Raw genomic sequence first — 13,611 nt, forward strand, 5'->3', positions numbered from 1 at the left:
CGTACGGGGTCTCGATACGGCCGCTGAGCGACCTGCCCGGCCGGCGGCGGGGCTCAGTACAGCAGCGCCGTCAGGCGTCGGCGTGCAGCGATGACCCGCGGGTCCTCGGCCCCGACGATCTCGAAGAACTCGAGCAGGCGCGTGCGCACGGCATTCTTGCCGTCGGCGTCGAGCGTCGGGAAGAGGTCGAGCAGGCGCAGGAACGCGTCGTCGACGTGTCCGCCGGAGATGTCGAGGTCGGCGACGGCGAGCTGCGCATCGACGTCGGCAGGGGCTGCGGCGGCCGCGGAGCGAAGCTCGTCGACCGTCGTCCCCTCGAGGCGCGCGAGCAGCGACACCTGCGCGAGGCCGGCCACGGCGAGGGCGTCGCGGGGGTTCTGCGCGATCGCGGTCTGGTACTCGGCGATCGCCGTGGCGAAGTCGCCGGCCGCGATGGCGTCGTAGGCCTCCTGGTGGTGCGGGGGAAGCGGCTCCTCGACGGGCTCGGCCTCCGGGGCGCCTGCGTCGGCGACCGGAACCGTGCCGGTGACGTTCTGCTGCTTCGCCACCTCGAGAACCTGGTCGAGCACGGCGCGGATCTCGTCTTCGGCGGGCAGGCCGACGAAGAGCTGCAACGGGCGGCCGGCGATGACGGCGGCCACCGTGGGCACCTCCGTCACTTGGAACGCCTGAACGAGCTGCGGGTTGCGGGTGCCGTCCACGGTGGCGAGCACCATGCGGCCGCCGTACTCGGTGACCAGGGGTGTCAGCGCAGGCTCGAGGCCCTGGCCGTAGAACTCGACGAGCACGGGAACCGAGTTCGACAGCTCGAGAATGCTCGAGAACGTGGCATCCGTCGCCTCGACGACCAGCGACGACGCGCCGCCGCCCTTGGGAGCCGCGGCAGGAGGCGCCGGGTTCACGAGCGACGAGAGGTCGACGGCTCCGCGGAGGCTCGCTGCGCTGGGGGGAAGGTTGGTCACGGTAGCTCCGATGCGGCGACGAGGCCCTGGGTGTAGCCGAGTAGGGATATCTTGCCGCCCGTTTCGATGGACGGCACGAAGAACAGCAATTGATAACCGTACGTCGCTTTGAAGCCCTTTGTGCTGGTGGGCTTGCCCGCGAGCGCCTTCACCGCGCCCTTCGAGTCGACCACGGCGCCGGCCTCGACGACGGCGGCGGTGACGTCTTCGTTGATGTTGACGGCGACGATCGCGTTCGAGTCGTTCGTGGAGAGCGCGATCAGCGGGCCGGTCGCGGCGCTCGGCGCGAAGGTGAGCGTCGAGGTCGCGGAGAACGGCGCCTTCTCGGCCTCCTTGAACGCGAGACCGAAGGTCGTACGCAGGGTGTCTCCCTCGGCCTCGAAGACCTCGTTCGACGGGCTCGCCGTGTCGGTCATCAGGATGTCCGAGTAGGCGGGGCCGATCGCCTCGGGGGCGAGCGCGAGGAACTTCGAGTCGGCCGGCAGCCGGCCGGCGCCGACCGTGGCCGGAGCGACGGGAGGGATGACGGCGCCGGGCTCGAGCGTGATGACGTACTGCGCCTTGTAGTTCGCGCGGGGGTCCTCCTGCGTCAGCATGACCGCGACCTGAGGCAGCGGCTTGCCCTCGGCGGTGGTCGCAGGGTCCTCGATGACGGCGAAGACGGCGCGCGGCCACTGGTTGTCGGTGATCTGCGGCAGTGTGACCTCGACCTTGCCGGTCGGGATCGGTGCGACCGCGGCGATCGTGCCGTCGGCCGTGCGGGCTCCGTAGTTGGCGAGGCGCAGATCGAGGGCCGGGCCGGCGAAACGGGTCGCGACGAGGTCGGCGTCCCTGGCCTCGTCGGCCGCAGCGGCGACTCCGGCGAGGTCGGCGATGATGCGCTTGGCCTGCTTCTCGGTGACGGCGGGAGGGTCGACGGGGGTGACCGCTTCGCCCTCGGCGACGGGGTCGGGAGTGGCCGTCTGCTGGGCGACGCCCTCGCGGCCGGCCCAGAAGTCGGCGCTGCATCCGCCGAGTGTGAGAGCCGTGACGAGCACGACCGGCACGATGGCGACACGGGATGTCAGGGAGCGGCGGCCCTTCGCGTTGGCCTCGAGCTCCTTCTGCTTGGCCTTGATCGGCTTGTACCGCGGCTGGCGCGGCAGCTTCGGCATCTTCTGCGACTTGCGGCGCGGACCGCGCGACTTGCGGATGTGGGCGATGGCCCAGAACAGCAGCAGCAGGCCGACGAGGAGCATGACGCCGCCGGCGACGACGAGCGTGTTGGCCCACGGCGTGGAGTTGTCGATGGGCCAGGTGATGCTGATCTCCGACGGTGCCGGCTTGACGCCGTCGGAGACGACCAGCAGCGAGAAGTCTTCTGGAACGTTGATCGTCATCGCGTTCTTGTCGGTGTAGCTGGCGAGCCACAGGTCGGAGCCGACGGGGCTGGGAACCTGGTCTTCGGTGCCCGGCTCGAGGGTGCTGACGAGCTTCGACGTCTCGGCATCGAAGTCGACGCGGTTGTAACTGGTGTCGCCGATCCAGGCGATCACGTCGTCCGTGCGTCCGTAGGCGGCGAAGTTCTCCTTCGAGCCGCTGATCTGCACGAACTGGCTGCGCGGGTACGCGTTGAGGGCGGCCCCGCTGATCACGGTGACGGGGGCACTCGTGGTGATGTTGGTCGACGCCGTGAACTCGTCGGGCGCTGCGAAAACGGTCTTCTGAGCGATTCCGAGACCCATGAGCAGGGCGGCAATGATGAAACTGACAATTGCGAGAACAAATCGCACGAGATACTCCTTTCGTGTCACCCAGCTACGACAATCACGTCGTGGCACCCTCCCCCGCATCTGGCAGGCGCTCGCGCTTCGGGGCGAGTGGAGGATTTCCTGGAACCGGCGTCCGGGATGGCAACAGCAAAGACGATCAAGAATAGCCGATTGGGCCCGCTGCGGCCTAACTCAGGCACTGGGAGTTAACCGGCAAAGCCTGTGAGCCTTCCGAAAGGGGTATGTGAGTTGGGCGACGGTGCCGCGCCGCTAAACTCGACGCATGGCTGCTGACGACACAGACTTCGGTACGGAAATGCGCGGATACCGCAAGGAAGCGGTAGACAAGGCGGTTCAGGAACTTCGCAGGGAACTGATCAAGGCCAACGCCGACCGGGCCGAGGCGACCAAGGAGATCAAGCGTCTCGCGGCGGTCGCCGAAGACCTCCAGGCCGAGCTCGACGAGACCGGCACCCCGACCTACAGCGGCCTCGGCACCAAGCTCGAGAACACCCTGCGTGTGGCCGAGGAGCAGTCGACCCGCCTGATCAGCCAGGCCGACATCGACGCCGAGAAGCTGCGCAGCTCGGTGAAGAGCGAGATCCAGAAGCTCTCGACGGATGCGCGCGAGACGGCGGACCGCCTGGTCTCCGAGGCGACCACGCAGTCGACGCAGCTGCTCGAGTCGTCGCGCACGGAGGCCGAGCACGTTCTCGGTCGCGCGAAGAGCGACGCCGAGACGCTCGTCGCCGACGCTATCAAGGAGGCCGCGTCGATTCGCGGTGCCGTCGCCACCGAGGCCGCGGAGGCCAGGGCGATGACCAAGCGCGAGGCCGCCGCCGTGCGGGCCGCCGGGGAACGCGAGGTCGCCGAGCTCACGGTCGTAGCGAGCCGCGAGGCCGCTGAGGCACGCGAGGCCGCGGCGCTGCTCGCCCGCGAGACCGAACTGGGCCGGGTCGAGTACGAGACCGAGAACGCACGGCTGCGTGGAGACCTCGCCCGCGACATCGAGCAGGGCCGCACCGACCTCGAGCGCGACACCCAGGCCGCGCGCACCGCCCTGGCGAACGAGACCGAGGCCACCCGCGCCGCCCTCGCGAACGAGACCGAGGCCACCCGCGCCGCACTCGCCACCGAGGCCGAAGCGGCCCGCGCCCAGCTCGAAGCAGACACGAACGCCGCGTGGGAGGCGCTCGAGACCGAGACCACAGCGACCCGCGCCGCGCTCGCACAGGAGACCGCGGCTGCGCGCTCCGAACTCGACATCGAGATCACCACCGCACGCACGGAGCTCGCCAACGATCTCGCCTCCGGACGCGCCGAGCTGGAGAACGAGACCACCACCGCACGCGCAGAGCTGGAGAACGAGGTCGCCACGGCGACAGCGCGCCTGCACAACGAGAAGGCCAGGATCGAGGCCGAGCTCGAGAACGAGGTCACTACGACGAAGGCGGCCCTCGAGAACGAGGTGACGTCGACGAAGGCGGCCCTCGAACACGAGGTCACCACCACGCGGGCCGCGCTCGAGAAGGAGGTTGCGACGACGAAGACCGAGCTCGAACGGGAGGTCACGTCGAAGACGACCGCCCTCGAGAGCGAGATCGTCGCGCGTCGCACCGCGCTCGAGAGCGAGCTCAGCGAGGGCAGGAGCGCGCTCGAGAACGAGGTCGCCACGACTCGCGCCGAGCTCGAGGCCGAGGTGACCGCCGTCAAGGCGGAGCTCGACGCCGAGGTCACCGCCACCAAGTCCGAGCTCGAAGCGGAGGTCACGGCCACCCGGAGCGAGCTCGAGGCGGAGGTGCTCGCGATCAAGACCGAGCTCGAGGCAGAGGTGACCGCGACCAAGACGGCCCTCGACACCGAGGTCTCCACGACCAGGGCCACCCTCGAGTCCGACGTCGCGGCCGCTACCGCCGCCCTCGAGAACGAGGTCACCACCACGATGGCCGCGCTCGAGAACGAGGTCACTACGGCCCGCGCCGAGCTGGCGCTCGAGGTGTCGACCGCTCGCGCCGAACTGGAGGCCGAGCTGAAGGCGAAGAACGCCACACTCGTCTCCGCCTCGAAGGCCGCGCGAGCCGCCCTCGAGAGCGAGATCTCCACCGCCCGCGCGGCGCTCGAGACCGAGACCGCCACGGTGCGGGGAGAGCTCGAGACCGAGACCGCGAGCGCCCGCCTCGAACTCCAGAACGAGCTCGTCACCGCCCGCACCGAGCTCGAGAACGAGATCTCCACCGCCCGCGCCGCCCTCGACAAGGACATCGCCACGGCGCGCACGGCACTGGAGAACGAGACCGCGGCGGCCTGGACCGCGCTCGAGAACGAGACCGAAGCTGCCCGAGTCGCCTTCGACACCGACACGGCTGCCGCACGGGCCGCGCTCACCAAGGACACCGCGGAGGCCACGGTGGCCCTCGAGCGCGACACCGCGGCAGCGAAGGCAGCCCTCGACGCCGAGACCGCCGCCGCCTGGACCGCGCTCGCCACCGAGACCGCAGAGGCCCGCGCGTCGCTCGCCGACGAGATCGACCAGCAGCGCGCCGACCTCGCCCGCGACCTCGAGCGCGAGCGCTCCGCTCTCGCGAACGAGATCGAGCTGACGAAGGCGCAGATCGCGCACGACATCGAAGAGACCCGCACCGCCATCGCACACGACAGCGAGCAGGCACGCATCGACCTCGACGTCGAGCTCAAGGCCCGCCGCGACGAGGGCGAGAAGGAAGCCCTCGCCAAGCAGCAGGAAGCGTCGGCGCAGACCGGCAAGTACCTCAGCGAGGCGCAGGCCCAGCTCGACGAGGCCAACCGCCGGGCCGCCGACAAGCGCGCCGAGGCCGCAGAGCTGGAGGACAGCTCGAGGGCCGCCGCGGCGAAACTCCGCGCCGAGGCCAGCGCGACCGCAGCCGAGGTCCTCTCGAACGCCGAGGCGCGGGCGAAGGCGATCGTCGCGGACGCCGAGTCGCACAACGCGCGCCTCGTGTCTGACGCCGAGGAGCGCCTCGACAAGATTAGGATCGAACGCGAGGCTGTTGCCGGCTACTTCGAGAACCTTCGGGGCCTGCTCACGCAGGCTGAGACTGTGCATTCGAACGATCGCGACTAGCTGACCTGGAGCTCCACCCGTGAAAATCCAAAATCCGTTCCGGCTCGGTCTTCTCGCGGGACTCGGGGTGCTCGTCGCGATCGTCATCGGGGGCGCCGTCGGAAGCCTCGCGACGATCCTCACCTACATCGGTGCGGCGATCTTCCTCGCGCTCGGCCTCGACCCGCTCGTGACCTGGCTCGAGAAGCACAAGGTCAAGCGCCCGCTCGCCATCATCATCACCCTGGTCGGTGTGCTCGGTGTGCTCGCCGGTCTGGTCTTCGCACTCATCCCGGTGATCAGCGAGCAGGTGCAGAACATCACCCAGGTCATCACCAAGACGATCATCCCGGGCATCCAGGACAACTCGCTCATCACCGACATCAACGACGCCCTCCCCTGGCTCGAGGTGAACGAGCTGATCGAGAAGGCCGGCGCGTTCATCGCCGACCCGACCAACATCGGCTCGATCGGCGGCGGCGTTCTCGAGGTGGGCATCAACATCGCCACCGGTATCTTCGGCGGCATCATCATCGGCATCCTGATGATCTACTTCGTCTCGTCGCTCGGCAGCCTGAAGCGCGGCATGTACCAGCTGGTCCCCGCGTCGAAGCGCGCACACTTCATCGACCTCGCCGAGCAGATCAGCGACTCCGTAGGCCGCTACGTCATGGGGCAGATCACTCTCGCGCTGATCAACGGCGTGCTCTCGGCCATCGTGCTCACCGCGATCGGCGTCAAGTACTCCGCCCTGCTGGCGTTCATAGCGTTCCTCGGGTCGCTCATCCCGCTCGTGGGAACCCTGACCGCATCCATCGTCATCTCGCTCTGCGTCCTGCTCTTCAACGGCGCGGACTGGCACGTCGTCGTGGTCGCGATCTACTACGCGGTCTACATGCAGGTCGAGGCCTACGTGCTGAGCCCGCGCATCATGGCCCGCGCGGTGAAGGTGCCAGGCGTCGTCGTGGTGATCGCGGCTCTGACCGGCGGAACGCTGCTGGGCATCCTGGGTGCGCTCATCGCGATCCCCGTCGCCGCGGCCATCCAGCTGATCATCAAGGAAGTCGTCGTCCCCAGGCAGAACGAGCTGTAGGACGCCGCCTCTTCGCTGCTGAACCCGGCCCCCGGTGAAGAGGGGCAAGCTTTCGACGCTGAAGCACGCCGTCGAGGTCGATTCTTTGCCCCTCAGCACTCCGAGCAGCGCCCCTCGTCGGCGAGGGGCAAGCTTCCGACGCTGAAGCCGGCCGTCGAGGTCGATTCTTTGCCCCGCAGTTCCCGACGGGACGAGCGGGACGACGCGGCGGCGGGCGACGCCCTCAGTCGTCCCAGGTCGTCGGCAACGGCAGCGCGGCCGGGTTGAGCCGCGCCACGATCTCGGTCAACACGCGCGAGGTCTGCGCCTCGCCGACCCACAGGTGCTTGCCGCCCTCGACGTTCACCAGCTCGATGTTCGGGGCCACGGCGAAGCGCTCGGCCGCCTCGGCCGGGCGCAGGTAGTCGTCGAGCTCGGGGATGAGGGCCACGACGGGCGTATCGGAGCCGGCCCAGGCGGCGATCTCCTCGCTCGACGTGCGGTGCAGCGGAGGCGAGAGCAGCACAACGCCGTCGATCTCGTGGCTCTGCCCGTACTTGAGTGCGACCTCCGTGCCGAAGGACCAGCCGAGGACCCACGGATGCGGCAGCCCGCGCTCGGCCACGAACTGCATGGCCGCGGCGAAGTCGTGGCGCTCGTCTGCACCGTGACCGAACTCGCCCTGCGATGTGCCGCGCGGCGAGGTGACGCCGCGGAAGTTGAACCGCAGCACGGCGATGTCGGCGATGGCCGGCAGCCGAGCCGCGGCCTTGCGGATGATGTGGGAGTCCATAAAGCCGCCGGCGGTGGGCAGCGGGTGCAGCGCCACGATGGTGGCGACGGGCACGCCGGAGAGCGGCATCGACAGCTCCCCCACGAGCACGAGGCCGTCGCTCGTGTGCAGCTCGATCTCTTCACGGGTCGCGGGGAGCTCGACTCCCCCTCGGATCTCAGTGGTCACGGTGTGCTCCTCAGGCCTTGATCTTCCAGCAGTGCAGATGCCAGTGGCGGCGGGCGGCGAGGTCGTCGTCCTCGCCCATCAGCCCGTCGGCGCGCCACGTCACGGTGTGTGCGATGCCCGGCGCGATCTGGAGTCCGCAGGCGGGGCAGGTGTAGTACTTGGTCGCCGAGACGGCGGCGACGGGCTGCACGTTCCACAGGCCGTCGCGCTTCGACTCGGTGCGGCGGCGGCCCGACAGCGCGCGGCTGATGTCGAAATCGTCATCGTCGTCCGGGCGTCTGCCACGGGGACGATTGGATCGAGGCATCTACCCAGACTAGCTGCCGCTGGGGTTGTCGATCTGTGCCAGCCGGGTCTCCTCGAGGTCGAGCATCGCCTGGGCGCGGGCGAGGATTCTCGAGGGGTACGTTCCCGAGGAGCGAGCGTCGAGGAGGGCCGCCCGCTCGGCCTGCAGTACCTCCTGGCGCAGCGACCGGTACTGCTGGTGCGGCGACTTCGCAAGGGCGTCCTCCCCCGCCCCGTACCTGGCGCGCTCCCACGCCGACTCCGCGCTGAGGAGGGTGTCGTGACGTACCCGGTCGATGACCTCCTGGTCGATCTGCTCCCCCTCGGGCAGGGTGAACGCGGGGTTCTCGAGCGTCGCGAGTCCGGCGGCCCCCATCTCGTCGAGCAGCTCGGCGAGCTCGCGGCGGTCTGCGGCGCGGTCGGACCCGCGGATGCCGCTCGCCCTGATGAGCCACGGCAGCGTTCCGCCCTGCACCAGCAGGGTGACGACCGCGACGGTGAACGCGATGAGCACGAGCTGCGAGCGGTACGGGATGCTCTCGGGGAGCGACTGCGCCGCCGCGAGAGTGACCACACCCCGCATGCCCGACCAGCCGAGGACGATTCCGCCGCGCCATCCGAGGCCCTCGGCTCGAAGCTGCTTGATGTCTGTCGCCCGCCGCTGGAAGACGCGCTCGGCGCGGTCCTGACGTCGTTCGAGCCCGGGGTTGCCCTTCACCCGGCCGCGGAGCCGGTCGAGCATCTCGCGGAAGCGGGACTGCCGGATCTCGGCCTGTTCGGTGCGCCGTCGGAGCACCAGCAGCAGGGGGATGATGAACAGGAAGCGGATGACGATGATCGACACCACCATGAGAAGGCCGAAGCCGAGGGCGGCACGCACGCTGAGATCCTGTGCGAGCACGTCGGCGATGATGGCGCTCAGCTCGACGCCCATCAGCAGGAAAACGCCGTTCTCGAGCATGAACTGCACGGTGCGCCAGTTGAGCTTCTCGGCTATGCGCGCCTGCGCGGTGAACTTCTTCGCACTGCTATGGCCGGAGTACAGGCCCGCGGTGACGACGGCCAGCACGCCGCTCGCGCCGAGCGTCTCGGCGGGGATGAAGGCGATGAACGGCACGGCGAGCGAGATGGCGGTGTCGAGCACCGGGTCGCGCAGCTTCGCACGAACCCAGACGGTGACGAAGCCGACGACCAGGCCGACCACGATGGCCACGATGACGGCGAAGACGAAGTCGCCCAGCACGTCCCAGAAGGTGACAGCGCCGCTGATCGCGAGGATCGCGGAGCGCAGCAGCACCAGCGCCGTCGCGTCGTTGACCAGGCTCTCGCCTTCGAGGATCGTCACGAGCCGCGGCGGCAGGCCGAGCTTCTTGCCGAGAGCGGTGGCGGCGACCGCGTCCGTCGGGCTGATGACGGCACCGAGGGCGATGCCGCCGGCGAGCGAGAGCTCGGGGAAGATCGCGTAGAGGATGAAACCGGTACCGAAGGCGGTGACGAGCACGAGCCCGACGCTGAGGGCCGAGATGGTGCTGAAGTTGCGGCGCAGGTCGACGACGGGCACGTTGATCGCCGCGGCGTAGAGGATGGGCGGCAGCAGCCCGAGCAGCACGATCTCATGCGGCACGACGGTGGGCGCGCCGGGGATGTAGCTGTAGCCGAAGCCGACGAGGATCAGGATGAGCGGAGCTGCGACGCCCAGCTTCCTACTGAAGACACCGGCGACGACGATCGTGACGACCGCGACGACCCCGAAGAGGAGGCCGTTCTCGACGAGGTTCTCTTCCACCATGCCCTAAGGATAGGGGACGGCTCAGTACCAGCCCTTGGCCTGCGAGGTGCTCCACGCTCCACACGGGGTGGAGTAGCGGCCGGTGATGTAGCCGAGCCCCCAGGTGATCTGCGTCGCCGGGTTGGTCGCCCAGTCGGCGCCCGCGCTGGCCATCTTCGAGCCGGGGAGCGCCTGCGGGATGCCGTACGCGCCGCTGCTCTTGTTCTCGGCGAAGGTGTTCCAGCCCGACTCCTTCTTCCAGAGGGAGACGAGGCAGTCGTACTGCGCCTGGTCCCAGCCGCGGGCCATGACCATGTCGTAGGCGATGGCCTGGGCCGAACCGGGATCGGGAGTGCCGGCCCCGACGGCGCCCCGTGCGACCTTGGGCGGTGGTGGCGGCGGAATGACGATCTTCGTGACGGTGAACTTGTCGCGGGCGACGGCGGCGGTGGCGCCCTCGGCGGCGACCGCTGTCTGGGTGTCGAGCTCGACCGCCGGCGCGATCGTCACGACGTTCTCCTCCGCGGCGGTGATCGCGAAGGCCGCGGTGGGGTCGATGATGGTGACCATCACGAAGCAGAGGCTCGCGGCGAAGGCGAAGAACGGAAGCGGACGACGCGACCTCGTCAGGGGTGCACGAGCGGCCCCTCTGGAGCCGATCGGCTGCACGGAGGACCCTAGATCTCTACGTATGATGTCCACTGTTAATCCACCGTAGCCCATCGGCGGGCCGAACCGGCAACCCGACTCAGCGCACTGCCAGCATCACGTCGATGACCTTGTCGAGCAGAAGGTCGACCTGCGACTCGTTGTAGCCGCGTCGTGTCGCGGTGAATGCGACGAGGCGCACCTCGTCGATACTCATCGGTTTTCCGTGCTGGAAGTAGTCGACGAGCCGGTCTGCGAAGGCGTCGACCTGCTTCACGTCGTAGCCCCGCGTGAGGAAGCTCACACGCGAGAAGCGGCTCGCCTCCGGGCGGGCGAGGCGGTCGAGGATCACCTGCGCCGTGCTGCGCGCGGCGCCGTACCAGGCGGTGTCTCCCCCGGGCGGGGTGAACGCGCGGTCGCGTTCGCGGCTCGCGAAGGCGTCTTCGAGGCGCTCGAGCGCGGCATCGACGTGCGTCGTCGAGTAGCCGCCCTTCTGCATGGCGAAGGCCGTTGTGCGGATGCTCTCTGCCGTCACGACCGAGGGACCCCCGACGTCGGTGGAATAGGCGCGACGGGCGTCTTCGAGGAAGTCTTCGACCTGGTCGACGTTGTAGCCGCGCCTCGATTTACGGGTGCGGGGAAAGGTTGTGCTCACGGTGAATATCCTGCCCTAGACGAAGATGAGGTACAGCACGTAGGCGGCGACGGCCGACGGGAGGATCGAGTCCAGCCGGTCGAGGAAGCCGCCGTGGCCCGGGAGCCAGGTGCTGATGTCTTTGATTCCGAGGTCGCGTTTGATGAGGGATTCGGCGAGATCGCCCATGGTCGCGGTGAAGACCATGACCGAGCCGAGGATGAGACCCACCCACCACGGCTGCTGCAGCATGAAGACGGCGAGCAGAACGCCCGCGATGAGGGCGGCCGCGGCCGAGCCGGCGAACCCTTCCCAGGTCTTCTTGGGGCTGATCAGCGGGGCCATGAGGTGCTTGCCGAAGTTGACGCCTGAGGCGTAGGCGCCGACATCGACGGAGACGACGACGATGAGCGAGGCGAGGGTCCACCACTGTCCGCCGGGCTGGGCGGTGAGCAGGATGGTGAACGCGCCGAGGAACACAACGTACGACTGCACGAACGCGCCGGCCGCGATGTCCTTCCAGAAGTCTGCGGCAGAGACGCGCAGCTTCGGGGAGACGAGTTCGGCCAGGCGCCAGAGGGAGACGAGGAGGATGCCGCCGAGAGTCGCGAGCCAGTGCCCGGTCGCCAGCCCGTAGAACGAGGCCGGCACGATGGCGACCGAGGCGATGACCGTGGGGATGCGCGGCACGTCGCGGCCGGCGAAGCGCAGGGCGCTCGCCAGTTCGAACGACGTGAAGATGAGCAGCACGGCGCCGAACACCATGAACAGCTCTTTGGCGAAGATGAGACTGACCAGCAGCGACCCGCCGAGGGCTAGGCCGATGAGGATCGCCGAGAGGAGGTTGCGGCCGCTGCGCGCGTTGATCTTGTCGTTCGTGGCGCGCACCTGCGCCTCGATGTCGGCGACCGTCGATTCGAAGTCGGCACGCGTGTGCGACTGCTTCTTCGGTTTCCCCTTACTCGGGCGGTTCTCGGGACCGCCAACCGCATCCGACATCTATACCTCGAGAAGCTCTGCTTCTTTGCGCTTGAGTGCGTCGTCGATGGCGTCCACGTGGGTCTTGGTGGTCGCTTCGAGGTCTTTCTCAGCGCGGGCGATCTCGTCTTCTCCGACCTCCTTGAGGGCGTCGAGGTCGTCCTTCGCCTTGCGGCGGATGTTGCGGATGGCGACCTTGGCCCGCTCGGCCTTGTCCCGCACGATCTTCACGAACTCCTTGCGACGGTCTTGCGTCAGCTCGGGCAGCGTGACGCGCACGATCTCGCCGTCGTTGCCGACGTTGGCGCCGAGATTCGGGGCGGCGACGATGGCCTTCTCGATCTCCTTGAGCGCGGACTTGTCGAAGGGCGTCACGATGAGCGTGCGCGCCTCGGGGTTGTTCAACGAGGCGAGCTGGCCCAGAGGAGTCGGGCTTCCGTAGTAGTCGACGAGGATCTTCTGGAACATGAGCGGGTTCGCACGCCCGGTTCGAACCGTGGCAAAGTCGTCTTTCGCTACTTCGACGGCTTTCGCCATCTTGTCTTTGGTGTCGGCCAGTACGTCGCTAATCACGAGAGCTCCTTAGTGTCTAGTGGAGTTTACCGGCTAACCAACCGTGAGCACCCCGACACCCAGAAGCACGATGGATGCGCCCACGAGTCTCTGCACCGGATGCGGCTCGCGAAACCACAGCCACCCGGCCAGCCCGACGAGGACAACGCTCACCTCGCGGGCGGGCGCCACGACCGAGACCGACGCGAGCTGCACCGCCAGCAGCACGAGGATGTAGGCCAGCGGGGCGAGCACACCGACCACGGGGATGGCGACCCGGTGGGCCAGTGCGGTCGCCACGAGCTGCCGGTCGCGCAGCGCCCACGGCGCGAGCAACGCGACCTGCACGAGCAGGCTGCCCCAGTAGAGTCCCACGACGGGAAGCTCTCCCGTCGTGACCGCGGTCGCATCCCACAGCGTGTACACGGCGATGACGACGCCGATGCCGAGCCCGTAGAGCACGCCGGCCCGGCGGTCGCCCCCGGTCGAACGGCCGGCGGCCAGCCCGATCACCACGACGCCGGTCACGATGACGACGGCGCCGAGCAGCACCGGCCAGCCGGGCCGCTCCCCCAACAGCAGCACCGCGAGGGCCACGGAGAGCAGCGGCCCCGTGCCGCGGGCCAGCGGGTACACCACCGACACGTCGCCCGCACGGTACCCGCGCTGCAGCAGCAGGAAGTAGCCCACCTGCAGAGCGCCGCTGCCGAGCGCGAAGCCCGCCCATCGCGAGAGGTCGACGCCGGTCGAGACGAGCGACACCACGCCGAACGGGGCGAAGACCACGGCGCCGAGCACGAACGTGAGCCAGAGGAAACCGGGACCGCTGGTGCCGGCCCGCTTGATGGTGACATTCCACGCGGCGTGGGCGAGCGCACCGGCCGCGACCAGCGAGAGCACGAGCGGTGTCATCCGTGCCTC

General features: G+C 68.8%; 12 protein-coding genes. 2 read left to right on the forward strand and 10 right to left on the reverse strand.

What is annotated here, in order from left to right:
• Positions 1-53: 53 nt before the first annotated feature.
• Both ABIE21_RS07690 and ABIE21_RS07695 read right to left on the reverse strand, forming a co-directional pair.
• Complete coding sequence (locus tag ABIE21_RS07690) at positions 54-962, reverse strand: tetratricopeptide repeat protein (protein WP_354024186.1); 909 nt, start codon at positions 960-962, stop codon at positions 54-56.
• Positions 959-2,734 carry a hypothetical protein gene (locus ABIE21_RS07695; protein WP_354024187.1) on the reverse strand — a complete coding sequence of 592 codons (1,776 nt, stop codon included), beginning with the start codon at positions 2,732-2,734 and terminating at the stop codon, positions 959-961. The genes ABIE21_RS07690 and ABIE21_RS07695 overlap by 4 nt, the downstream gene beginning before the upstream one ends.
• 262 nt (positions 2,735-2,996) lie before the next feature.
• On the opposite strand from ABIE21_RS07695, the gene ABIE21_RS07700 reads away from it, so the two are divergent.
• Complete coding sequence (locus ABIE21_RS07700; protein WP_354024188.1) at positions 2,997-5,813, forward strand: hypothetical protein; 2,817 nt, start codon at positions 2,997-2,999, stop codon at positions 5,811-5,813.
• 19 nt (positions 5,814-5,832) lie between these two features.
• Positions 5,833-6,885, forward strand: a complete 1,053-nt coding sequence (locus ABIE21_RS07705; protein ID WP_354024189.1) for an AI-2E family transporter — start codon at positions 5,833-5,835, stop codon at positions 6,883-6,885.
• Between the two features lie 223 nt (positions 6,886-7,108).
• Here the strand turns inward: ABIE21_RS07705 and ABIE21_RS07710 are convergent, their stop codons facing one another.
• The 8 genes from ABIE21_RS07710 to ABIE21_RS07745 all read right to left on the reverse strand — a co-directional run bounded on the left by ABIE21_RS07710 (position 7,109) and on the right by ABIE21_RS07745 (position 13,602).
• On the reverse strand, positions 7,109-7,825 hold the full coding sequence (locus tag ABIE21_RS07710; RefSeq protein WP_354024190.1) for an alpha/beta hydrolase: 717 nt from the start codon (positions 7,823-7,825) through the stop codon (positions 7,109-7,111).
• Positions 7,826-7,835: 10 nt separating this feature from the next.
• Positions 7,836-8,132, reverse strand: coding sequence for a hypothetical protein (locus ABIE21_RS07715; protein WP_354024191.1), 297 nt, complete (start codon positions 8,130-8,132; stop codon positions 7,836-7,838).
• A 9-nt stretch (positions 8,133-8,141) separates the two neighbouring features.
• A complete protein-coding gene (locus tag ABIE21_RS07720) occupies positions 8,142-9,899 on the reverse strand; it encodes a cation:proton antiporter (protein ID WP_354024192.1) in 1,758 nt (585 codons plus the stop codon).
• A 21-nt stretch (positions 9,900-9,920) separates the two neighbouring features.
• Complete coding sequence (locus ABIE21_RS07725; protein ID WP_354024420.1) at positions 9,921-10,448, reverse strand: lytic transglycosylase domain-containing protein; 528 nt, start codon at positions 10,446-10,448, stop codon at positions 9,921-9,923.
• 178 nt (positions 10,449-10,626) lie between these two features.
• Complete coding sequence (locus tag ABIE21_RS07730; RefSeq protein WP_354024193.1) at positions 10,627-11,181, reverse strand: DivIVA domain-containing protein; 555 nt, start codon at positions 11,179-11,181, stop codon at positions 10,627-10,629.
• Positions 11,182-11,196: 15 nt separating this feature from the next.
• Complete coding sequence (locus tag ABIE21_RS07735) at positions 11,197-12,159, reverse strand: phosphatidate cytidylyltransferase (RefSeq protein WP_354024194.1); 963 nt, start codon at positions 12,157-12,159, stop codon at positions 11,197-11,199.
• Entirely contained in the window at positions 12,160-12,711 is a 552-nt protein-coding gene (gene frr, locus ABIE21_RS07740; RefSeq protein WP_354024195.1) for a ribosome recycling factor, read from the reverse strand. It lies immediately after the preceding gene.
• A gap of 33 nt (positions 12,712-12,744) precedes the next feature.
• Entirely contained in the window at positions 12,745-13,602 is an 858-nt protein-coding gene (locus tag ABIE21_RS07745) for an EamA family transporter (RefSeq protein ID WP_354024196.1), read from the reverse strand.
• Between the last annotated feature and the right edge of the window lie 9 nt (positions 13,603-13,611).

Source organism: Conyzicola nivalis, assembly GCF_040548875.1.
Lineage (GTDB): Bacteria > Actinomycetota > Actinomycetes > Actinomycetales > Microbacteriaceae > Conyzicola > Conyzicola nivalis_A.

Bases quoted from the DNA above. Each gene is read 5' to 3' on its own strand.
- ABIE21_RS07700 (WP_354024188.1), top strand. From the start codon at position 2,997: ATGGCTGCTGACGACACAGACTTCGGTACGGAAATGCGCGGATACCGC.
- ABIE21_RS07715 (WP_354024191.1), bottom strand. From the start codon at position 8,132: ATGCCTCGATCCAATCGTCCCCGTGGCAGACGCCCGGACGACGATGAC.
- ABIE21_RS07720 (WP_354024192.1), bottom strand. From the start codon at position 9,899: ATGGTGGAAGAGAACCTCGTCGAGAACGGCCTCCTCTTCGGGGTCGTC.
- ABIE21_RS07725 (WP_354024420.1), bottom strand. From the start codon at position 10,448: ATGGTCACCATCATCGACCCCACCGCGGCCTTCGCGATCACCGCCGCG.
- ABIE21_RS07735 (WP_354024194.1), bottom strand. From the start codon at position 12,159: ATGTCGGATGCGGTTGGCGGTCCCGAGAACCGCCCGAGTAAGGGGAAA.
- ABIE21_RS07745 (WP_354024196.1), bottom strand. From the start codon at position 13,602: ATGACACCGCTCGTGCTCTCGCTGGTCGCGGCCGGTGCGCTCGCCCAC.